Source organism: Kitasatospora sp. NPDC059812, from assembly GCF_042732075.1.
Lineage (GTDB): Bacteria > Actinomycetota > Actinomycetes > Streptomycetales > Streptomycetaceae > Kitasatospora.
On sequence record NZ_JBHWIO010000060.1, the window covers coordinates 16,941 to 39,263 of the forward strand.

A 22,323-nucleotide genomic window follows, 5' to 3' on the forward strand; every position below is an offset into this window, starting at 1 on the left:
CGACAGGACATCGCACAATCGACAACCACCATCCGCAACCGCCGCGACGGGTGGATCACCCTGGCCTGGCTGCTGCGGCGGTCGCCGAACATCTTGCTGATCCGCGGCACCTCGTCGGTGGCACACCTGCGAGAGAACGTCGCAGGCTGCGGGCCGAGGAGTGCGCAGCGCGAGCGCCGGCAGGCGGGCGATAGGCCGTCGACCCTGACCGACGGTCGGCGGGAAGTGGGACTCTGGCCTTACGTCAGCCTGTCGGCGTACGCCGCAAGTCTGATCATGAACCCATCCCTGCGCCGTACGGGGGACGAGTGCGCCTGAACGGAGACTGGAGGCGATCCGAGAACACCGATTCTGCACTGAGGACGGGCATGGCGCTGCGAGACGGACGAACGATCTCCCTGTTGACGGTCGGCGCGGTGACGACCGTGATCGCGGCGCTCACCCCGGTGACGGCGTTCGCGGCGGGCGGTGGCCCGCTCCAGGAGTACGCGCAGCAGGAGCTTCGTTGGGAGCGCTGCGACGCGGGCGGGCCGGCGGGGTTCGAGTGCGCGAAGGTCAAGGTGCCTCTGGACTACGGCAACCCCGGGGGCCGGAGGATCGACCTCGCGATATCGCGGATCAAGGCGGGCAGCGCGAAGCAGCGGCACGGAGTGCTGCTGATGAATCCCGGTGGCCCGGGTTTCCCGGGGCTGGGCCTGCCCGTGGAGATGCAGCCGCTGCTGTCGGCGCAGGTGCGGGAGCGGTTCGACCTGGTCGGCTTCGACCCGCGCGGGGTCGGGCAGAGCTCGCCGGTCGGCTGCGGCCTGACGCCCGACGAGCAGGTCTACCAACACCCCTACGCAGAAGGGAAGTTCGGCGAGGACGTGGCCCGGGCCCGGACGGTGGCCGACAAGTGCCGGGCCAAGGCGGGGGACACGCTGGCGCACATCACCACCCGCAACACGGCCCGGGACATGGACGTCGTCCGGGCGGTGCTGGGGGAACAGAAGATTTCCTACTTCGGGTACTCGTACGGCACCTACCTGGGCGCCGTCTACACGCAGATGTTCCCCCGGCGCGCGGACCGGTTCGTGCTCGACAGCGCGCTCGATCCGGCGCTCGCGTGGCGGGGGATGTTCCGGGGGTGGTCGGCGGGGGCCGAACTCGCCTTCACCCGGTGGACGGAGTGGGCCGCCGCCCGCAACACCGCGTACGGGCTGGGCGCGACTGCGGCGGAGGTCCGGAAGGCGTACTGGGACCTGATCGCCCACGCCGACCGCACGCCCGTTCCGGCGCAGGGCGGGGCGCTCAGCGGCGACGCCATCCGGTCCAGGTACGCCGAGTTCGTCCGCGTCGAGGCCGTCACACCCTGGATCGTCGCGCTCAAGGCCGCAGCCGCGGGCGGGCCGGCCGCTTCGGCTGCTTCGGCCGGGGCGACCGGCGTGGCCGACGTGGCCGGCGCGGCGGTGTCCGGCGTCGCCCCGGTGCGGGCCGCCGACGGGGGCGCGGGCGCGCGGGCCGCCGACCCGGTTGGCCTGGTCGCCCCGGTCGACCCGGAGAACAACCGGGCCGCCGTCGTGTGGGCCGTCTTCTGCGGCGACACCCGCGACTGGCCGCGCGACCCCGAGCAGTACCGCCGGGACGCGATCCGGGACAAGGCCCGCTACCCGCTGGCCGGCGACCTGGGCGCCAACATCCAGCCGTGCGCGTTCTGGAAGCGGGCGCCCGGCGAGCCGGCCACCGTGGTGAACAACGACGTCAACGCGCTGATCGTGCAGAACCAGTGGGACCCGCAGGCGACATTGGCCATGGCACAGGGCATGCGGCGGGCGCTGCACGGTGCACGGATGATCACGGTGGCCGGCGGCGAGGGCCACGGTGTGGTGGTGGCCGGCCCGTCCTGCGCGAGCGCCGACGTCAACCGCTACCTGACCACCGGTCGACTGCCCGCCAAGGACCTGACCTGCGGCAACTAGCCCCACGGCACCGTCGAAGCCCCCACCCCGCCGATCCGCGCGAGCTCTGAGTCATTCGGCGTGCTCATGGACCACCGCGCGCGCGTCGTGCGGTCCTTCGACACCCCGCCCGTGATCATCGGCCACTCGGTCGGCGGGCTCGTCGCCCAGCACCTCCTGGGCACGGGCCGGTCGCGTGACCGTCCGGGGTGGGGGTCAGCTCGGGAAGGGCCAGGTCGGGCACCACGGCCAGGTGACCTGGCCCGGGTAGGGCGGGCCCCACGGCGGGCACTTGGGCAGGGTCGGCGCCGACTGGGCGCTGGTCCACAGGATCTTGCCGTTCAGCTGGACGGCGATCGCGCCCTCGTTGTAGACGGCCAGCTCGGCGCCGGGGTTGCCGCCGGTGTTGCTGGCCCACAGCGCGGTGTTGGCGGCGGAGTACACGACGAGGTTGCCGTCGCCCTGCATGACCAGGATGTTGCCGTCGGGGATGGCGCCCTTGGCGACCCAGATCGGGGTGGTGTCGCGGTACAGGACGACGTTGCCGTCGCCCTGCATGGCCAGCATGATGTGGCCGTTCGGCGAGTACCAGGCCTGGTTGCGGTTCAGCAGGCTGTTCATCGGGATGTGGGTGGGCTCGGACAGCGCGGCGGCCACGGCGGCCGGAGCCGCGGCGGGGGCGGCGGCCTGGGCGGCGTCGGCGGTACCCGTGGTGAGGGCGCCGAACCCGATCGTTGCGAGGGCGGCCAGGGCGGCGACCCGGGAGCGGAGTCTGGACATGGGTGGGCTCGAAGTCCTTCCGGGGAAAGCGGAGTTGACGAAGTAGCGGGAGGGTTTCCTGTGGCGCCCGTCCCGCTGCGTCCGGCGCCGCACCGAACGTTAGGCCCGCGGCGCGCCGCCGATCGGCAGATCCACCGGCAGCTTCCCGCTCGCCCGCCCGCCCGCCCGCTCGCCCGCCCGCTCACCGCCTTCGACAGCGCCGGCACCGACTCGTGGTGCGGTAAGCGGGCGTTCCCAGCCCCCGCTCGGCCGCTTCGGTACGGTGCCGCCACCGCGACGCCAAAGCCTGACCCTGCCGGGGACCTCGGAGCTTCCCGGCCCGGCCCCGGACGCTCAGCAGCAGCCCCACTGCGGGGTGGGCGCGGTGGCCGGGATCGCGGAGGCCCGGGCGGCGGGTGCCGGCGGGTGGATGGTCGTTCCCGCCTTGATCGTCTCGACGACCTCGATGTCGCGGATCGCCTCCGGGTCGACCGTCAGCGGATTGGCGCTGAGGATCACCAGGTCCGCGAGCTTGCCGACCTCGATGCTGCCCTTGCGGTCCTGCTCGCCGTACTGGTGGGCGGCGTTGAGGGTGATCGCGCGGACCGCCTCCAGGGCCGACACCCGCTGCTCCGGCCCGAGGACGACCCCGTCGGTTCGGGTGCGCCGGGTCACCTGGCTGGACAGCACGGCGATCGAGTCGGGCAACGCCACCGGCGCGTCGTGGTGCGAGGTGTAGCGCAGGCCGCGGTCGAGCGCCCAGCGGGCGGGGGAGATGGTGGCCGCCCGCTCCTCGCCGAGGACGGTCCTGCGGTACCAGTCGCCCCAGTAGTAGGTGTGCATGGAGAAGAAGGACGGCACGATCCCCAGCCGGGCGAACGCCTTGACCTGGTCCTCGCGGGCGGTCTGCGCGTGGATGGCCACGGTCGGCCGCCGGCCCGGCCCGGCCGCCTCGACCGCCCGGAGGAACTGGTCGATCGCCGCGTCGCCGTTGACGTGCGCCAGCACCTGCCAGCCCCGTTCGACCGCCGTGCTGACCTGCTTGGCCACCACGGCGTCGTCCGACTCCGCCGGGTACCCGCAGTAGTCCTCGGGCTGCCCGGCCGGCGGCGTCAGGTAGGGCGCGGTGAGCCACGCCGTGCGGCCCTGCGGCGAGCCGTCCAGCACCAGCTTCACCCCGGCCGCGCGGACGCCGTCCAGGTACTCGTCGCTCACCCCGATCGGGTCGTCCAGCGCGGAGGAGATGACCTCCCCGGCCTTCACGTACGCGACCACGTCGACCGGGAACGGCACGGCGGCGGCCGTGTCCCGCAGCGCCTTGAGGTTGTCGAGGGTGGTGCCGCCCTCCTGGACGGTGGTGAAGCCGAAGCTCGCCGCCGTGGCCGCGCCGGTGATGAACAGCATCAGCAGTGCCCGTTCGGGCAGCCCCGCGAGCGCCAGGTCCGAGGCCGGGGTGAACGCCTTCTCCTCCAGGACCCCGTCGGGCTCGCCGTGCGCGGGCGGGACGGCGAGTTCGCGCCGCCGGATCACGCCGCCCTCGGGGTCGGGCGTGGCGGCCGAGTAGCGGAGCCGTTTCAGGCCGAGGCTGTTCACCGCGCCGAGGTGGAAGGACTGGTGGATGGCGAGCACCGGGCGGTCCCTGGACACCTCGTCGAGGTCCTCGCGGGTGGGGTGGCGGCCCTCGGCGAGCATCGCGTCGTCGTAGCCGAACCCGACGATCCACTCGGAGTCCGCGCCCACCGTGCTCCCGGCCCAGGCGCGCAGCTTGTCCTTCAGCGAGTCGAGCCCGGTGACGTCGCCGTCCGGTGCGGCCAGCAGGTTGGCGATGGTGGCTTGGAGGCCGATGCCGCCGAGGTGCCCGTGCGCGTCGACGAACCCGGGCAGCAGGGCGCGGCCCTCAAGGTCCCGTACGACGGTGTGCGGGCCGTTCCACTGGTCCAGCGCCTCCTGCCGGGGGCCGACGAAGACGATCGTGCCGTCCTTGACGGCCACGGCCTCGGGGGGCCGGGCGCCACTTTCGCTGCTCTCGGTACTCCCGGCGCTCTCGGCGACGGTGACGATCTCGCCGCCGTGGAGGATGAGGTCGGCCTGCTGGGCCATGCGGGTCTCCTGGAGGTAGGGGTTTGCGCCACGCTCCTACCCATGGTGACCGCGGAATCACCTTCTGTGGCGCAGGTCTGTCCGCATGTCCCTCCCGCACGGTGGTTGCGGGTGCCTCAGGTGTCTCAGGTGTCTCAGCGCTGTTCCTCCGGGCGCCTCTCCAGCTCCCAACGGGTGTGGAAGGTCCCGTCCCGGTCGATACGGTGGTAGGTGTGCGCGCCGAAGAAGTCCCGCTGGCCCTGCACCAGCGCGGCCGGGAGGCGCCCCGCCCGCAGGCCGTCGTAGTAGGCGAGCGCGGTCGCGAAGCCGGGGGCGGGCACCCCCAGTTGGGCCGCCGTCGAGACGACCCGCCGCCAGGCCGACTGCGCGGAGCCGAGCGCCTCCCGGAAGTGCGTGTCGGTCAGCAGCGTGGGACGCTCCCGGTCGGCCTCGTACGCGGCCCTGATCCGGTCCAGGAACCGGGCCCTGATGATGCAGCCGCCGCGCCAGATCGCGGCCATCTCACCGGGGTCGATCTGCCAGGAGTACTCCGCGCTGCCGGCCTGGATCTGGTTGAAGCCCTGGGCGTAGGCCACCATCTTGGAGGCGTACAGCGCCTGTTCGACGTCGTCCGCGAACCGGTCCGACGCCGCGCTGTCGAGCCAGGTCTCGGTGGGGCCGGGCAGCCCCCGGCCGGCCTGCCGGAGCGGCACGCTGCCGGACAGCGCCCGGGCGAAGACGGCCTCGGCGATCCCGCTGACGGGCACGCCGAGCTCCAGCGCGCTCTGGACCGTCCAGCGGCCGGTGCCCTTCTGCTCGGCCTGGTCCAGCACGACGTCGACGAAGGGCTTCCCGGTCGCCGCATCGGTGTGGGCGAGGATCTCGGCGGTGATCTCGATCAGGTAGGACTCCAGGCGTCCGCCGTTCCAGGTCCGGAAGACCTCGGCGATCGCGTCGGGTTGAAGTCCGGCTCCGTGCCGCAGCAGGTCGTACGCCTCGGCGATGAGCTGCATGTCGGCGTACTCGATGCCGTTGTGGACCATCTTGACGAAGTGGCCGGCGCCGTCCGGCCCGACGTGGGTGCAGCAGGGCTTGCCGTCGACCTTGGCCGCGATGTCCTCCAGCAGCGGTCCCAGGACCCGGTAGGCCTCCGGAGTGCCGCCGGGCATGATGCTCGGCCCTTCCAGGGCGCCCTGCTCACCGCCGGAGATGCCGCTGCCCACGAAGTGCAGGCCGCGTCCGCGCAGGGCCGCCTCCCGCCTCCTGGTGTCGAGGAAGTGCGCGTTCCCGCCGTCCACCACCACGTCGCCCTCGTCGAGCAGCGGCACCAGCTCGTCGATGACCGCGTCGGTCGGAGCCCCGGCCTTGACCATGATCACGATCAGGCGGGGGCGTTCCAGGGCCGCGACGAACTTCTCCGTGGTCTCGGCGGACACGAACTCGCCCTCGTGCCCGAACTCCTCCAGCAGCGCCGTGGTCCGCGCCAGCGTGCGGTTGTGCACGGCCACCCGGTAGCCGTGGCGGGCGAAGTTCCTGGCCAGGTTGCGGCCCATCACGGCCAATCCGGTGACGCCGATCCGGGCCGGTGTCTGCTCGGTCATGGCGGGAATCTCCAAGGGGGTCTCGGGGGCTCGGGTGCTCGGGTGCTTGGGGCTGTCGGGACTACTCAGCGGAGAGCGCGAGGATCTCGTCCTCGGGAAGCTCGACGTACTCCTCGCCCTCCACCCGGATCTCCGATCCGGAGAGCCTGTTGAAGAGGATCTTCTCGCCGACCTTGACGTCCACCGGGTGCGGCTTGCCGCTCCCCAGCTGCCGGCCGGGCCCCACCGCCACCACCTCGCCCGTCCACGTCTCCGGGTCCTGCGGGGCCGAAACCCCGATCGGCTTGACGATCAGATGATCGTGCTTCGGGTGGAAGTCGGGCATGGCATGGTCCTCTCACGTAGCCGCCTGCGGCGCAGCCGGGGCCGCCCCCACACCCCGATTCTGCCGATCCGCGTCCGCGACCGCCCCACCAGCCGCTCGACGTTCACGCACCGGCGCGGCCGCCTCCCGCCGCCCGTCGCCCGCGATGGGGCGGCCGAGTTGCCGGGCCCGGCATACTCCGTTCGGGTAACGGGGCGTCGGCCCGGGCGCAGCGGGGCGGCTCCGGTCGGCTACTGCAGCAGTGCGGCGTGCGGGTGCTCCGGGGCCGCCGGGCACGCGTAGATCTGCTGGTTGTACCCGTCGCCGACGGTGATCATGGTCGGTGCCGCCGAGTCGGGGCGGACGGCGTCCCGGGTCGCACCGGCCTGGGTCGCGCCGGCCCGGTCCTCGTACGGGATCCAGCTGCGGACGTCCGCGCGCCACTCCTTCGTGGCGATGGTCAGCATCGGGTCCATCCGGCAACCGCAGGCGCGGCAGTACTGCGGAGCGGGATCGGTGAAGCTCCAGGGAGCCCAGCCGCCGGCCTTCCAACCGGGGGCGACGGACAACTCCCAGTCGTAGTACCCGTCCTCCGCCCCGTCGTAGGCGCTGCCCGGCTTCGCACCGGTCTTCCGCCGGGCGCTCCACGCCCGGACCTGCGCGCGCAGGTCCGGGTCGAGCTCCACCGCCAGGGGGTACTCGGTGACCTGCTCGGGGGAGACCAGGCACGGCTGCGGCAGGTAGTCCTCGTACTGGATCGCGGGCGGCTGCGGAGGCGCGGCGAGGACCTCGCCGACCGCGGTGGCGGACCGCCAGAACAGCTCGGTCCTCGGCATGCTCTCCCAGGAGTAGTCGAAAGGGTGCTCGAATGGGTGGTCGAAGGGATGGTCGAAGGGACACCACAGAACCTGGAGCAGGTCCGCGCCTTCGGGCGGACGCAGGTCGGGCACCTCGCGGACGTACAGCTGGGCCACGGCCAGCATCGCGACCGGCCCCTGCGGGCACGGGCGGCCGGCGCCGGCCCGATCCAGCACGGCGCGCTCCTGCGGGGTGTAGGAGCGGGTACCCGCTGGCCGGCTCCGGGCGGCCGCCCGGATCCCGCGCAACAGCCGGACATCCGCCGGGGAGGTCGCCGGCAGCACGGCCGGCACCCGGTGCGTGCCCTCGCAGTGCGGCCACGGCTCGGCGGCGGGCCACAGCAGCGGACCTCCGACCGAGCTCTCCCGCGGGGACGGCGATCCGGGCCGCGGGTGCAGCCGGGTCGCCGTCCGGGCCAGCGGGGCCAGCCGTGGGAAGGCCGCCACGATGTCGTCCGGCCTCGGCGGGGTGGTGCGGGTCATGCCGGCCTCCCAGCCGTACCGGTTCCGGTTCCTCGGTCCCCAGTTGCCCGGTCTCAGTTCCCCAGACCGGGCCCGCCGTTCTCGGGGATGTTCAGAAGGGTCTGCTCGTTGAAGACGGGCCATGACGCGCCGTCGGGCAGCTGGACCGTGGCGCTCATGCTCGCGCCCCACGGGATGGTGCTGCTGTCGTCCCGGTAGAGGGGCGTCACCACGTAGTACACGGCGGCGTTCCCGTCCGCGGACAGCGCGTTCACCTCCTTCTGGACCCTGGCCTCGAACATCCTCATGCTGATCCCCTTGATGTTCAGCCCGAGCTGGTAGCACGGGACGAGGTTGATCCAGTCCTCCTTGTGACTGCCCCTCCCCCCGAGGACGTTGGCGATCAGATGGCAGCGGGCGAGGCCGCCACCGGGAGACTGCGCGTTCGCGTCCTCCCAGCCCGTGATGTCGCCGGCGGCCTCGTCCCCCTTGACCAGGGGGTTCGTCAGGCAGGCCTCCGCCTTGCCGGCCCTGGTGGCCGGCGCGGGGGCCCGGGTGCCGGAGGGGCTCGGGCCCGCGGTCCGGTTGCGACTGGGCACGGACTGCTCGGTGTTGAGGATCCATCCGCTGCCGCTCGGCCTGCCCCGGGGTTGGGTCAGGCAGGCGGCCTTGCCGGAAGGGGAGGGCGACGGGCTCCCGGGGCCGGTGTCCGGGGGCTCCGGCGCGGGTTGGACGGTCTTGATCTCGTCGATGACGAGCTTCACGCCGGCCTTGTACGCGACGAGCTTGCCGCGGCGGTTCATGGCGGTCTTGAAGACCTCCAGGGCGGGGGCCGCGGCGGCCCCCGGCATCTGGACCTGGAGGGCTGTGTAGGTCCCGTCGGGCTTGCGGACCAGCCCGTCGTAGGCGATGGACGGGCTGCCGAGCTGCGCCGCCTGTGCGGCGGGAAGCTGCCCGACGGCCTCGGGCAGCAGGTACGCCGTGCCCGGGCGCATGTCGACGGTGGTGCCGGCCTGTTTCGCGTAGGCCTTCAGGGCGGAGGTCCGGGGCTGCTGGTACGGGCTGTCGGCGGTGCCGGCGGTGTCAGCGGTGTCGGCAGTGTCGACGGTGTCGGCCCCCCGCCTCCGGCTCTGGGACTGGCTCTGGCTCTGGCTCTGACTTTGGCTCTGACTCTGGCGCTGGGACGGGGCGTGAGCGCGGTGCTGCGGAGGGGCGGCCGCGTCACCGCCCTGGTCCATCGCCGCCGCCGGGTCCGGTGGATTGTCGGCGAGGCTCTGGGTGGCCTGGGCCATCTGCTGGAGCAACTGCTGGGCCCGGGGCTGGAGCTGCTGCTCCTTGGCCTGGAGCGCCTTGGCCTTCGCCTCCTGGGCCTTGGCGGCGGCGCCGAGTTGGGACTGCCTGGAACTGAGCTTGGACTCCTCCTGCCCGAGCTGGGACTGCTCGCTCTCAAGGCTGCCCTTCTCGGCCTGGAGCTGCGCCTGTTCGGCCCTCAGTTCGCTCGCCTCGGCGTCGTACGCGCTGGACGCGGCGGCCTGCGCGGGCAGTTGGAAGGTGTGCGGCTTGTTGTTGTGGGCATCGATCCTGGAGGCCAGGGCCGCCGCGCGCGTCCCGAAGCTGCCGGCCTTCTGCTTCGCGGCAGCGGCCTTGCTCTCGAACGCCGCGGTGTCGTTGCGCAGGGCGGCGGCGTCCTTGGTGATCTGCTCCGCCTCGGCGACCACGGCCTTGCCCTGTTGCGCGATCTCCGCTTCCTGCCGGTTGAAGTCCTCGATCTCCCGGATGAGGTCCGCCGAGGCGGCCGCGACGTCCCCGGACGGGACCAGGAGAGCGACGCCGCCCGACTGGGCCGCGACGGCCGCAGCGCCGGTGGCCGCGAACGCGGGCGCTCCCGCGCCGACGACCGGCACCAGCACGGCCGCCAGCATCAGGAGAACGACGCGCCGTATGGCCGTCCGCACGGTCGTCCGTACGGTTCGCCGGTGGCGAGCGGCCGGTTCGTACGGGGACGCGGTCATCCGCTCACCTTCCCGGTGAGCTCGTCGGCGAGCTTCGCGGTGGTCGGCTGGCCGTCGCCCGCCTGGCAGACGGCGACCTGGACCAGACTCGTGCCCTTCACCCGCGCCTGGTGGTGGCAGGCCCACTGCGCGCCGCCGTCCTGTGCGCCGTCCTGCGCCGCCGTCCACGCCACGGCGACCTCGGTGGGAGGGTGGGCCGTGTAGGCCCACTTCGCGGTACGACCTGCCTGGTCGGTGACCGTCGAGGACGGGCACTTGGTGAGACCGTCGGTGAGCGCCTGGAAGGCCGCGCCGGTCTTCTCGCTGTCCGGGAACACGCCGATGACCTGGTTCACGGTGTAGGCGCCCGTGGCCCCTGCGTCCTGGTAGGTCGCCGACAGGAACGCGGTCCACGCCTGTCCGTAGACCGACTGGGTCGTCGGTCCCGCCGCGACGGCGCATTCCGACGGTGACACGGCGAGCGGGGCGTGCGGCCGGTCCGACTGCGGGCCGGCGACCAGCGTCGTCCCGGCCAGCCGGCTGACGCCGTCAGGGCTCACGAGGTCCGCTTGGACCGTACCCGCGGCCACGTGCGGCGGCAGGCTCGTCGGCTGCTGCGGCCAGAGCCACCACCCGATGCCGGCCAGGACGAGGCAGGGCACGACCGCGGCCACGATCAGCTGCCAGTGGCGCGGTACCCGAGTGAGCCGGGGCCTCCCCGGGCCTGCCGTCGGCGCGTGCTGCGGAACCGGCGGCTGCGGCGACGGCGGTTGCGACTGCGGCGACGGCGCCGCGCCGGATGCCGAAGGCGGCCCAACAGGGCGGGCCGCCCCAGCGCCTGACGTGCCATCACCGCCCGGGCTCGACGGCGGCGGAATGATGTAGTCGGCGTCTTCGGCCACGCTGATCTCCCCCACGACACGCCGCCATCCGGGCGACTCAGGTTGCGTTCTGTAAACGAAGCCGGGACATACCGTCACTCATCCAGCGTAGCGGGGCAAGACCTTCCGGTCGGATTTGAGGACCGTCTGAGCATTTCGCCGAAACCACCAACTGCCAGTCAGTGATCCAGAGTTGGATCAACCCGCGTCGTGCCGCGCCGAGCCGACGGATCGGAACCCTCGGCGGCGAGGAGTCAGGACTCCCGGAGGACCACCGGGCTCCGAGGATCGCTCGGAGGTGAGGAGTCCGAGCCCCCGGAGCAGGCGTACAGCCTGCTTGTCCGTCCACGGACGGAGGGCAGCCGCCTGCTCCCGAGGCTGAGTGGGCCCGCTACGATGCGCCACGTGCTTCTCGCTGTTGACACGCATTCGCATGCGTACCAAATCGGACAGTCCATGGGGACGTGGGGTATACCCGCTCTGATCGCTGTCCTTCTCGCCTGGCGGTTCACCGGCACCTGGCGAAACCCCGTCGCCCGCACCCTCGAAGAGGCGCCCCGCGTCGCCGCGGTGCGGAGAAGGCGCAGGAGCGTCAGCATTGTGGCGACTCTCCTCCTCGTCGGCGCCGGGGTGATCGCAGTGGTCGTAGAGGTGGGTTCGGACTCCTCTTACGGCCCTGCGGCCCGGTCAGGCCCGGCCGGGCGCACCATCGACGCTCCGGCAACCGTCGCCGGCTACCACCTGATCACCGGTGAGGCCGCAGTCGGTCTGTCGGCCCGGGTGCCGGGCGCGACCCCCGAGCGCTACTGGTTCTATACGGACACGCCGGACGGCACCCGGCCGAGCCTCGTCTTCAACGCCTCCACTACGCAGTGGGATCCCAAGCTCGCCCGGGAGAACGCCACGCACTCCCTCTCCTGGGGCCTGACCAACTTCTTCGCGGGCGCGAAGATCGAAGACCCCCAGGACGTCGACGCCGGCCCGCTCGGCGGAGCCATGCAGTGCGGGCACCAGATCGGCAGAGGAGCTGTGGTGTGCCGCTGGGGCGACGCCTCGACGGTGGGCTCCGTCGCGGTCCTCGGCATCACGGACATTCACCAGGCCGGGGCGATCGCCCTGCAGTTCCGCAGCGCCGCCGAACACTGAACAACTCGGCGAGACACACCGTCAGACTTAGGAGGCCTCAAGCCATCGGGCTGATGGAGTCACGGTCCACTCCGGGCCCGGCCACTGTGCTGTGGGCGAGTTGAAGCAATTTGACGCTTGATCGGGCGAAACCTAACTTCGATCCCGTACCGATCATCGCTCACTCGTTCGATAGCCCGGAGGGGTTTTCGCGTGCCTCCTTACGAACAGGCTTCTGTCGGCATATCAGGAATCTCCGAGAATCGGCCGAAAACCTCCTACAAGGCGAGTGTCGACTTGGTCTCCCCTCCGGCCCGGCGGGCCGGACTGGCGGATCGGGGCCAGTGCTTCCTCGGCGTCAGCCTGGAGAACGGCAACTTCGCTCCGGGAAAACTCGCCGCGATGCTCCGCTGGATAGCCGGGCGGTTCCGCCGTTGCACGGTGCTGGTCGGGGACAGCATCCACCGGATCACCCTGGCATCCACCCAGGGACTGCCGGAGGACGAGGCGCTCTCCCGGGCGCTGGCCCTGGGCGACCGCTTCATCGCCGACACCCGGGCCCTGTTCGAGGCCGAACGCGAGCGGACCGAATTCACGTTCCTGCGCTGCTCCGAAGTGCAGCGGTGGGATTCCTACGCAAAGCACCATCGAGGCCTCACCGACTACCGCCGGGCCGACCGGAACTTCCGGGAGTCCGTCGATGCGTTCGGGCGGCGCTTTCACGCCAGGTATTCCGGCCAACTCGCCGAGGCAGACCTGGAGAGGCGGGTCGAAATGTCCGCACAGTACTTTCTGGAGGAGTCCGCGATATTCGCGTGTCTTGCCCAGGAAGGCCTTTCCGTCATGGTCTACCCCGGTTCGTTCGGCACCCTTTCCGAGATCACCGACGGGCGGCACCCGGACGCACCGGAGGAACTGCGCCGGCTGACCGTCGTCTCGCTCGATCTGCGGAGGCGTTGACGGCGCCCCTCACCCCGCCGGGCGCTCTGCCGGACCGCCGGACCAGCACGTCCGAGCCCGGATGCCGTCAGCATGACCAGTGGTCAATGATCGGTTCTTAAGGACTTCTTAGGAGTCCTCCGTATCACTGTGTCATGCACACCGGTACTCATACGTCATCTACGCCATCCCTTGCGGGCCCCGCCCGCGGGCACGTTCCGCGCGCCGTTCTCGTCCTCGCCGTGGCCACCGCGCTGGTGTCCGGAACCGTGGCGAGCGCCAGCGCCAGCTCCGCCTCGCAGCTGCGGGTGCGGGTCCATGACGGGCGCGTCGACGTGCCGGTACGCGGCGGCACCGCCACCATCGATGCGGCCACGCTGCGGGCCGAGGCCCGGACCGAGGACGGGCGGGTGGTCCTGCTGTCCGCTCCGGCCGACCAGGGGCTGGGCAGGGCGAGCGACCCGGTCAGGACGGCGAGCGGCGCGGCCTGGTCGTACCCGGAGAAGGGCCTGCGGGCCGAAGTCCGCGCCGATCACGGCCGGTTGCTGGCCACCCTCACCGGGACCGCCCCCACCGGGAGCGGCGGCGACACCTCGGTGCGGTGGCCGGTGACCGCCACCGACCCGGCCGCCGCCGAGGTCCAGCTCCCGCGCGGCGAGGGGCTGTCCCTTCCCGTCGACGACCCGTTCTGGAACTCCTCCGACGGGGCGCTGGTCGGCGAGGAGCAGGAGCTGAGCTCGCAGCTGTCCATGCCGATGTGGGGCTACACGCTCCGCCCCGGCCGGACCGGCGTCAGCTACATCGTCCCCACCGACATCGGCACGTCGCTGACGTTCGCCTCCCAGGACGGGCGGCTGCGGGCCACGGCCGAGCACGGGTTCGCCGCCGGGAACGGCACCGGCACGTACACCGTGGCCTTCTCCCTCACCGACGGCTCCCCGGTGGCCCCGGCCGTGGACTACCGCAACTGGCTTGCGGAGCACGGGCAGTTGGGCAGCCTGAGCGAAAAGATCAAGCAGAACCCGCAGACCGCGAAGCTGCTCGGCGCCTTCCACGCCTACGCCTGGGGCGGCGCCCGCCGGCCCGCCTACCTCGACCGGCTCAAGGAACTGGGCGTCTCCCGGCTCTGGCTCGGCTACGACTCCGACGACTCCCCGATGGCGAGCGAGGACGTCAAGGCCGCCGAGGCCGCCGGCTATCTGGTCGGACCGTACGACTCCTTCGCCAACGGCCAGCAGAAGACGGACGATTCGTCTCCCAACTCCGTCTGGCCGGACGACGTCTACCCCCGGTTCTGCGTCGTCAGGGCCGACGGGACGCCCCAACCCGGCTTCCACAAGAAGGGCTGCTACCTCAGCTCGCAGGCGTTCGAGCAGGCCGAGCCGCAGCAGCACTACCTGGCGGACCGCACCCGCTCGCTGGTCGCCAACGGGGCCGACAGCTACTTCCTCGACGTGGACGCGGCGGGCGAGCTCTTCCGGGACTTCGACCCCGGCCACGCGATGACCATGGACGAGGACCGCGCCAACCGGCTCGCCCGGATGCGGCGCCTGACGGACGGCTCGTACGACGTGTCCATGGGCCGGCCGGCCCCGCTGGTCCTGGGCTCGGAGTCCGCCGGCTCCTGGGCCAACCAGGTGCTGGCCTTCGACCACGGCTCGGGCACCCCGGTGGACGGGCGGCTGTGGGCGATGGAGTCCGGGCACTTCGACAACGGGCCGCAGGACCCCAAGGACGACGGCGCCTGGGGCGGCTACGCCCCGGAACAGGCCGCCGCCACCTTCTTCAAGCCGGTGCGGACCACGGACTTCAAGCCCGAGCACCAGGCCCGGGTGGCCGCCGCCCTGAAGGCGATGTACGACCCGCGGTACCGGGTGCCGCTGTACGAGACGGCGCTGCACGGTTCGCTGGTCAACGTCGAACGCTGGGAACTGCCCTTCGGCAAACTGCCGGAGCAGAAGACCACGCGCGCGCTGCTGGCGATGCTCGACAACACCCCGCTCAACTTCGTGCTCAGCGACAAGGACCCGCGCGACGGGCAGAACCTGCGGGAACTGGCCGCCCTGCAGCAGTACTTCGCGCCGCTGCACCAGGCGGCCGGCACCCGGCAGCTGACCTCCTTCCGCTGGCTGACCGGCGACCACCTGGTGCAGCGGACCGTCTTCGGCGACGGCACGCTGACCGTCACCGCCAACTTCGGCACCACGGTCCACGACGGCCTGCCGGGCGGCTGCGTGGACGCCACCGTGCGCGGACGCCCGGGCACCCAGCGGCTCTGCCCGGGTGACGTGGTCTCCTGACGACCGTGGCCGACGACCGTGGCCGACGACCGTGGCTGACGAGCTGACGAGCTGACGAGCTGACGAGCTGACGGGCCAGCGGGACGGGCGGCCCCGCCCGTCCCGCCTGGTCTCGCCGCCGCCCGCCTCCGCCCCGCGCGCCCCGCCGCCGTCCCGCCGGTGTCGGGCGGACGCGGCGTGGTGGGTTAGCCTGCGCTGTGGCCGGGTGCGCGGGGACGACCACGGGGTGCGCATGGACCGGCCGACGAACGAATTTGGGGGGCTTCACATGTCCAGGATCATCACTGCCGCCATGCCCGCGCACGGGCACACCGCGCCGCTGCTGGCGATCACCGCAGACCTGGTGGCGCGCGGGCACGAGGTGGTCTTCCTCGGCGGGGCGCGGTTCGCCGGGGCCGCCGAGGAGACCGGGGCGCGCTTCGTCGCCCTGCCGGCGGAGGCGGATTTCGACGACCGCCGGATCAACGACTCCTTCCCGGGCCGGGCCGAACTGCCGCCCGGGCCGCAGCGGTTGGCCTTCGATGCCCGGAACATCTTCATCGACCCGGTGCCCGCGCAGTACCGGGCGCTGCGCGCGTTGCTGGCGGAGTTCCCGGCCACGGTCGTGCTCGGTGACTGCTTCTTCCACGGCGCGGTGGCTCTGGCGCTGGCCCATCCGCGCGAGGAGCGGCCGGCCGTGGTGGGCATCGGGGTGTCCCCGCCGATGCTGCAGAGTGTCGACACTGCGCCCTTCGGCCTCGCGCTGGCGCCCCAGGCGGGACCGGAAGGGCTGGCCCGCAACCGGGAGTTGAACGCCGAGGCGGCGCTGCGCGGCGAGCCGCTGCGGCAGTACGCGGCCGAGGTCTTCGCCGGGGTGGGGGCCGAACTGCCGCCGGGGCCACGGGCGAACGCCGCCGTCACCGGGCCCGACCACTACCTGCAGCTGACCGTCCCGGGGTTCGAGTACCCGCGCAGTGACGCGCCGGCCTCGCTGCGCTACATCGGCGCGCTGGCTCCGCAGAGCCGGGTCGAGGCTGAACTGCCGCAGTGGTGGCCGGAGTTGACGTCCGACCGCTCGGTCGTGGTGGTCACCCAGGGCACCTTGGCCAATGACGACCTGACCGAGCTGCTGGTCCCCGCGGTGCGGGCGCTGGCCGACCGCCCCGACCTGCTGGTGGTCGCGGCCACGGTCCGCCCGGACGGGCCCGAGCTGCTGGCGCAGGCGCTCGGCGGCCTGCCGGACAACGTGCGGGCCGCCGGCTACCTGCCGTTCGACCGGCTTCTGCCGCACGCCGACGTGTTGATCAGCAACGGCGGCTACGGCGGTGTCCACACCGCGCTGGCCTTCGGGGTGCCGCTGGTGGTCGCGGGTGGCAGCGAGGACAAGCCCGAGGTGGCCGCCCGGGTGGCCTGGCGCGGTGTCGGCGTCGACCTGCGCACCGGGCGCCCGGGCGAGCCGGAGCTGCGCGAGGCCGTCGACCGGGTCCTGGCCGACCCGGCCTACCGCGCCAACGCCGCCGACCTGGCCGCCGAACTCGCGGCCCACCAGCCGTTGACGGCGATCGCCGAACTGGTGGACTCGCTCGGCTGACCGCCGAGGGTGCCGCCGGGCGCTCGGGGAGATCGATCGGCCGGGGGAAGCCGCCCGCCCCCGGCCGGGGGCGATCTCGTCGCCCGGGCGGCCACCGCTCCCGACTGCGCGCGTGTGCGTGTGGGCTCAGCGGATGCTGATGCCCACCATGGCGCGGTTCTTGGGGAAGTCGATCGGGGCGCCGTCGATCGTGTTGGTGGTGGTGTCCAGGACGCTGACGGCGTGGCCGAAGCCGTGGGCGATCCACAGTTGTTTGCCGTCCGCGGTCAGTGCGGAGCCGAGGGGGTCCCGGGTGACCTTGACGGGGTCGCCGATCCGGACGGCCTTCTGGGTGTCGACGATGGCGATCGCGTCCCCTGACGAGCAGGAGACGTAGCCGCGGCTGCCGTCGGCGTTCAGGGCGATGTAGGCGGGGCCGTCGCAGGCGCTGATGGGCTTGCCGACGGGCTGGTCGGTCGCGGCGTCGAGGACCAGCACCGAGCCCGCGCGGGTCATGGGGACGTAGAGGTACTTGCCGTCCGGACTGACCACCGGGCGGCCGAGGTCGTAGCGGACGACCGTGCGGTCCACCGAGAGGAACACCACGGCGTACTTGCCGTCCTTGGTCACGGCGATGTCCCTGCCGTACTTGGCGGTGGTGATCGGGTCGCCGACCGGGTGCGGTCCTTGGTGTTGAACTTGTAGATGAGGCTGTTGTCGATGTCGTAGGTGTAGGCGATGGGGACGTCCGCCGCCTGGGCCGATGTCTGCCGTCCCCAGGTCAGGGCTGCCACCGCGGCCGCGGCGGTGAAGGCGGCGGTGATCAGAGTGGCGCGGCGCAGTCGTGGCCGGGAGCGGTGTGGCGGGGGGAGTCGTCGACCGTGCTCTGGTCGGTCATGGGGGAGGCCTTTCCGGGTCGGGAGTGCGGATCACTTGGTGGTGGTCTTCGCGGTGGCGCTGCCGGTGCCGTGGGCGATCTCGTCGCCCGGCTCGAAGACGCTCACCCCGAACTTCTTGTTGAAGGTGTCGGCGGCGCCGGGCGTGACGTCGCATCCCACGTCGTCGGTCTGCGCGCTCGATTCGCTGACGGTGACGTCGGAGGAGCGGCCGGGGCAGGTGAGCAGGGGGACCTTCTGGCCGTCGAGCATCACGTCGACCTCGCCGGTGGCCAGGTTCTCGGTCATCTGGGTCACCTCCACCTGCTGGCCGGTGGTCCCGTTGTCCGCGCCGGCCTCGTCGGTGGGGGTGAAGACGACGTCGTCCTGGCAGCTGACGGTGCCGGTGAGGGCGCCGTCGGGCATCAGGTTCGCGGTGCCGCCGGCGCCGGAGCAGTGGGTCTCGTCGTCGACGAGCCCCGTGGTGTCCCCGCCCTTCTGGTTCTCCTGGATGCCGGCCTGGTCCAGCGTCAGGTTCGCGCGACCGGTGAGCTGGACGTCGGCCTGGCCGTTGGACAGTGCGAGGTCCTGCTCGGCGGCGGCAGCCGCGGCGCGGGCCTGCGCCGAGGCGTGGGAGTCGAAGGTGCCGGGCGGTGCGGTCAGGCCGGCCACGGTGATCGCCACGGCGGCCGCGGAGAGGGCCAGTACATATCGACCGGTGCGCATGCTGTCTCCTGGTTCGAGGGAAGTGCGGGGCAATTATCGTTCGCATACTTACAGACCCTGCTTGGATGCGCCGTCATCCCTGCGCGACGCGCGGGTGCGGAACCGGATCGGAGGAGCCGGAAGCCACCAGTTCCATTCGCCCAGCAGGCGCATGACGGTGGGCACCAGCAGCAGGCGGACGACGGTGGCGTCGAGCGCGACGGCCACGGCGAGCGCGAAGCCGATCTCCTTGATCTCCAGCGCCCGGTCGGCGAGCAGGCCGGCGAAGAGCAGCACCATCACCAGCGCGGCGGTGGTGATCGGGCGCGCGGTGCGCTGCAGCCCCAGTGCCACGGCGCGGGTGTTGTCGCCGGTGGCCAGGTACTCTTCCCGGATCCGGCGCACCAGGAACACCTCGTAGTCCATGGACAGTCCGAACAGGACGGCGAAGACGATCACCGGCAGATACGCCTGCACGCGGCCCGTCGAGGTGAACCCGAGCAGGCCCTGGGCCCAGCCGTGCTGGAACACCGCCACCGTCAGGCCGTAACTCGCCCCGGTGGCCAGGAGGTTCATCGCCACGGCCTTCAGCGGCAACAGCAGGCTGCGGAACACGAAGACCAGGTAGCACAGGGACAGCGCCAGCACGGAGCCGATCACCCACCACACCGTCGCGGACACCTCCCGCGTGATGTCCAGCAGCAGCGCGCCGAACCCGCCGACCGCGACCGGGGTGCCCGATTGACGCAGCGGCTCGGTCAACTCCCTGATGTGACGCACCAGTTCGACGCCCGCCGGAGAGTCCGGGGCGACGGCCGGGACGACGACCACCATGGTGAGGTCGCGGCCGTTGTCGACGGCCTGGACGACGGCCGCCTGCGGTTGCGCGCGCAAGGCATCCAGGAGCGCCGGGAGCTGGGGGGCGGGCCCGGCGGCGGTGTGCGGGACCATGACCGTCACCTGGCCCGCCGCTCCGGCGAGCGCGTCGCTCTCCAGGACCGCCAGAGCCGCGCCGGAGGGGGTGCCGGCCAGTGCGTGGCGTCCGAAGTCGACGCCCAGGCTCAGGCCCAGGGCCGGGGCCGCGGCAGCGCCGAGCAGGACCAGGCCGACCAGCAGGTAAGGCACCGGGCGCCGCATCAGGCGCCGCGCCCAGCGGGCCCACGGCTGCCCCTCCGCATCGCCGACGTCCTGGCGGGCCGGACGGAGGCCGGGCAGCGCGCCGCGCCCCAGCCAGCGGACGGCCCCGGCGAGGGCGGCGGGCAGCAGGGTCAGCGTCGCGGCCAGGACCACGGCCGTCACGGTGCAGGTCCCGGCGGTGAGGTCGCGGAAGACCCGGGAGGGCAGCAGCAGCATGCTCGTCGCGGCGGCCGCCACCACCGCGCCGGAGTAGCAGACCGTCCGGCCGTTGGTCGCCAGCGCCCGGCCGGCGGCCTGTTCCGGTGGGGCGCCGGCGGCGATCTCCTCCTGGAAGCGGACGACGACGAACAGCGCGTAGTCGATGCCGATGCCGAGCCCCACCACCGTCACCACGGTCACCAGCAGGGTGTCGGGACGCAGCGTCGGGTCGATCAGCCCCACCGCGGCGATCAGACCGAAGGTGAGCGCGATGGCGGCGCCGGCCAGCACCATCGGGACCAGGGCCGCGCCCACCGTGCCCAGGCCCAGCAGCAGCACCACCAGGGCCAGGATCACGGCGACGCCCTCGACGTCGCGCAGATCGGCGAGTTCGACGGAGCGCAGGTCGTCGTTGACCGGCGTCCTGCCGACCAGGGCGGCGCTGATCGCGCCGTCGCTGAAGTGCTGCGCCACCCGCCCCACCTGGGCCTGCTGGGCGCCGATCCGCTCCTGGCGTCTGCTCTCGTCGCCACCCAGCCCGACCAGCGCGTAGGCGTTGTGAGGATCGTGGCGCAGCCGCGAGAGGGCGGCCATCAGCGCGCCGACATCGTCCGCGGGGGGCGAGGCGGCCGCCTGCTCGGCGGTCGGGAGCACGGCCACGGCCCGGACGCCGTGCTGGTGACGCAGCGCGGCCGCGGTCCACGCGACCGTGTCGACGTAGCGGGGATCGGTGGCATCGAGCTGCTCGGAGTGGAACACCAGCAGGAGCTGCTCGGACCCCAGCAGCGGAAAGCCCCTGGCGGCCAACTCGTCCGCCCGCACCGACTCCGATCCGTCGACGCGGACGACGGGGGCGCGCAGCGAGTACAGGAAGTGCGGCAGCAGCCCGATCGACGCGGCGACCGCCAGCAGCCAGACACCGCAGACCAGCCCCCGCCGGCGCGCCGAGAACACGCCCAGCCGGTACAGGAGGGGAGGACGCGACAGGGGGCCGGGCGCCTGCGGCGGCGCGGGTGCCGGTTGAGTGGGTACGGGTTGGGTGGGTGCGGGCTGGGCGGGGAGTGTGACCTCGTGGGCGCTCACGGGCGTACCGCAACTGCGGCGCCGACCGGCGGGTGCAGCAGGCTGCGCACCAGGATCGCCGCGGTGCGCGGTGCCGCGGTCCAGGCCTTGGCGCCCACCGCCGGGCTGCCGCGACGCTCGACCCGCTCCAGCGGTGCGCGCAGCAACGCCGCTCCGGCCTGCAAGGCCGCACGGCTGGCCGGGTGCACCAGGTCGAGGACGTCGAGGCCCTCCTCCCACAGCTCCCGTGCCCGCGAGACCTCGAAGCGCAGCAGCTCGCGCACCGCGGCACTGCTGCGCTCCGCGGCGATGTCGTCGCAGGTCAGCCCGAAGCGCTCCAGGTCCTCCAGCGGCAGGTACAGCCGGCCCATCCGCAGGTCCTCGGCGATGTCGCACACGATGTCGGTGAACTGCGCGGCCTCCCCGAGCAGGGTCATCGCCTGCTCGGCGGCGGGTGAAGGATCCTCGAAGACGCGGAGCAGGATCCGGGCCGGGGCGCCGCCCACGGCCCGCAGATAGGGCCGGAGTTCGGCGAACGTCGGGTAGTGGGCGGGGGACAGTTCCATCCGCAGGCCGTCCACGTACGCCATCAGGTCCTCGACGCGGATGCCACGGCTGTGCACCGTGTGCGTCAGCGCACGTGTGATCGGATCTCCCGCATTACCGTCGCCACCGCCTTCGAGAGCTGCGGTGAGGTGTTCGGCCCACCGTTCGAACTCTTCGGCCCGGCCCGGCCGGTCACCCCCGTCCACCAGCTGGTCGGCGTGCCGGCCGAACGCGTACGCCGCCCACAGGTGCGGGCGCACCGCCGGCGGCGCGCAGCAGCTCGCCGCCCAGTAGGCCCGCCCGTCCACCGAGATCAGCATGCGCCGGCAGAACTCGTACGATTCCCGCAACGTGTGATCGGTGATGCCGGCCCGGTCCAATGACCAGCGGTCCAAATACAACGGAACTCCTACGGCGAGTGGTCGGACTGCCGCTCCGAGCCGGCGGCCGCACATCTCCTGAAGGGCCGTCCGGGTGCGGCCCCGCAGGTGGGGCGCCGAAGCGGGCTCATCGTCGCGCAGGTCGATCGGCGTGGATTTGATGACACGCCGTCATATCACGCGACCGGCCTCCCCCTACTCGGCCGCACAGAGCTGGATTCAGTTTGTCGTCTTATCGCCCGCTGGTCCGATTCCACCTGTGCAGGAACGGGCTCTTCCGGAAATGCGTCCGATGGGCAGAAAGTGAACGAAGTGACATGATCGTGCGTCAATTAACTTTTCCCCCCGGCGATTTGCTCGATACGTCCCACGGCATTGCCTGCCCGACAATGCGCTAACCTCGCCTTGGCGTGATCACATGCCGATCTCGAATTGGGGGGAATCACATGGCAATCGGACGACGGCAACTCCTCGCCTCCGTCGCGCTCACCGCCCTCGCCGCGCCCGTCCTGGCCAAGGGGACCGCGACCCGCGCGGCCGCGGCCGGGGGGGGGGGCGCGGCCCCCCCCCCCCCGGCCGCGGCGGGGGCGGGGGGGGCGCCCCGGGCCGCCCGACAACAGATGTCTATACCGCACACGG

At 72.4% G+C, this 22,323-nt stretch carries 17 protein-coding genes and 1 pseudogene; 6 read left to right on the forward strand and 12 right to left on the reverse strand.

Annotated elements, in window-relative coordinates:
* Positions 1-54: 54 nt before the first annotated feature.
* Together ACFV6D_RS26325 and ACFV6D_RS26330 are read left to right on the forward strand one after the other, a co-directional pair.
* Positions 55-153: pseudogene (locus tag ACFV6D_RS26325) on the forward strand (oxidoreductase); the annotation flags it as partial.
* Positions 154-368: 215 nt separating this feature from the next.
* Entirely contained in the window at positions 369-1,955 is a 1,587-nt protein-coding gene (locus tag ACFV6D_RS26330) for an alpha/beta hydrolase (RefSeq protein ID WP_380561305.1), read from the forward strand.
* A 195-nt stretch (positions 1,956-2,150) separates the two neighbouring features.
* On the opposite strand, the gene ACFV6D_RS26335 is transcribed toward ACFV6D_RS26330, so the two are convergent.
* The 7 genes from ACFV6D_RS26335 to ACFV6D_RS26365 form a co-directional block, all read right to left on the reverse strand.
* Positions 2,151-2,714: a hypothetical protein gene (locus ACFV6D_RS26335; RefSeq protein WP_380561306.1), complete on the reverse strand. Its 564-nt coding sequence runs from the start codon at positions 2,712-2,714 to the stop codon at positions 2,151-2,153.
* 333 nt (positions 2,715-3,047) lie between these two features.
* Complete coding sequence (locus tag ACFV6D_RS26340) at positions 3,048-4,793, reverse strand: amidohydrolase (RefSeq protein WP_380561307.1); 1,746 nt, start codon at positions 4,791-4,793, stop codon at positions 3,048-3,050.
* A 134-nt stretch (positions 4,794-4,927) separates the two neighbouring features.
* Positions 4,928-6,373 carry an NADP-dependent phosphogluconate dehydrogenase gene (gndA, locus tag ACFV6D_RS26345; protein WP_380561308.1) on the reverse strand — a complete coding sequence of 482 codons (1,446 nt, stop codon included), beginning with the start codon at positions 6,371-6,373 and terminating at the stop codon, positions 4,928-4,930.
* Positions 6,374-6,434: 61 nt separating this feature from the next.
* Positions 6,435-6,698, reverse strand: a complete 264-nt coding sequence (locus tag ACFV6D_RS26350) for a hypothetical protein (protein WP_063352590.1) — start codon at positions 6,696-6,698, stop codon at positions 6,435-6,437.
* A gap of 230 nt (positions 6,699-6,928) precedes the next feature.
* Positions 6,929-8,017, reverse strand: a complete 1,089-nt coding sequence (locus ACFV6D_RS26355; protein WP_380561309.1) for a hypothetical protein — start codon at positions 8,015-8,017, stop codon at positions 6,929-6,931.
* Between the two features lie 53 nt (positions 8,018-8,070).
* A complete protein-coding gene (locus ACFV6D_RS26360) occupies positions 8,071-10,008 on the reverse strand; it encodes a DNA/RNA non-specific endonuclease (RefSeq protein WP_380561310.1) in 1,938 nt (645 codons plus the stop codon).
* Positions 10,005-10,649 (reverse strand): sensor domain-containing protein, encoded by a 645-nt coding sequence (locus ACFV6D_RS26365; RefSeq protein WP_363373859.1) that lies wholly within the window; start codon positions 10,647-10,649, stop codon positions 10,005-10,007. Before ACFV6D_RS26365 ends, ACFV6D_RS26360 begins: the two co-directional genes overlap by 4 nt.
* An 819-nt stretch (positions 10,650-11,468) precedes the next feature.
* Between ACFV6D_RS26365 and ACFV6D_RS26370 the strand changes: the two genes are divergently transcribed.
* From ACFV6D_RS26370 to ACFV6D_RS26385, 4 genes are all read left to right on the forward strand, one after another.
* Positions 11,469-12,014 carry a hypothetical protein gene (locus ACFV6D_RS26370; RefSeq protein ID WP_380374451.1) on the forward strand — a complete coding sequence of 182 codons (546 nt, stop codon included), beginning with the start codon at positions 11,469-11,471 and terminating at the stop codon, positions 12,012-12,014.
* 192 nt (positions 12,015-12,206) lie between these two features.
* Positions 12,207-12,953, forward strand: coding sequence for a tRNA-dependent cyclodipeptide synthase (locus ACFV6D_RS26375; protein WP_380561311.1), 747 nt, complete (start codon positions 12,207-12,209; stop codon positions 12,951-12,953).
* A 221-nt stretch (positions 12,954-13,174) separates the two neighbouring features.
* Entirely contained in the window at positions 13,175-15,232 is a 2,058-nt protein-coding gene (locus tag ACFV6D_RS26380) for a glycoside hydrolase (protein ID WP_380561312.1), read from the forward strand.
* Between the two features lie 268 nt (positions 15,233-15,500).
* Positions 15,501-16,802 (forward strand): glycosyltransferase, encoded by a 1,302-nt coding sequence (locus ACFV6D_RS26385; protein ID WP_380561313.1) that lies wholly within the window; start codon positions 15,501-15,503, stop codon positions 16,800-16,802.
* A gap of 126 nt (positions 16,803-16,928) precedes the next feature.
* Here ACFV6D_RS26385 and ACFV6D_RS26390 read toward each other — a convergent pair whose 3' ends face one another.
* The 5 genes from ACFV6D_RS26390 to ACFV6D_RS26410 form a co-directional block, all read right to left on the reverse strand.
* Positions 16,929-17,411 carry a YncE family protein gene (locus tag ACFV6D_RS26390; protein WP_380561314.1) on the reverse strand — a complete coding sequence of 161 codons (483 nt, stop codon included), beginning with the start codon at positions 17,409-17,411 and terminating at the stop codon, positions 16,929-16,931.
* The gene (locus ACFV6D_RS26395; protein WP_380561315.1) at positions 17,408-17,575 is read right to left on the reverse strand and encodes a hypothetical protein; all 168 of its coding nucleotides are present in this window, start codon (positions 17,573-17,575) and stop codon (positions 17,408-17,410) included. The genes ACFV6D_RS26390 and ACFV6D_RS26395 overlap by 4 nt, the downstream gene beginning before the upstream one ends.
* Before the next feature lie 135 nt (positions 17,576-17,710).
* Positions 17,711-18,382: a hypothetical protein gene (locus ACFV6D_RS26400; RefSeq protein WP_380561316.1), complete on the reverse strand. Its 672-nt coding sequence runs from the start codon at positions 18,380-18,382 to the stop codon at positions 17,711-17,713.
* A gap of 48 nt (positions 18,383-18,430) precedes the next feature.
* On the reverse strand, positions 18,431-20,650 hold the full coding sequence (locus ACFV6D_RS26405) for an MMPL family transporter (RefSeq protein ID WP_380561317.1): 2,220 nt from the start codon (positions 20,648-20,650) through the stop codon (positions 18,431-18,433).
* A gap of 125 nt (positions 20,651-20,775) precedes the next feature.
* Positions 20,776-21,654, reverse strand: coding sequence for a phytoene/squalene synthase family protein (locus tag ACFV6D_RS26410; RefSeq protein WP_380561318.1), 879 nt, complete (start codon positions 21,652-21,654; stop codon positions 20,776-20,778).
* Positions 21,655-22,323 lie beyond the last annotated feature (669 nt).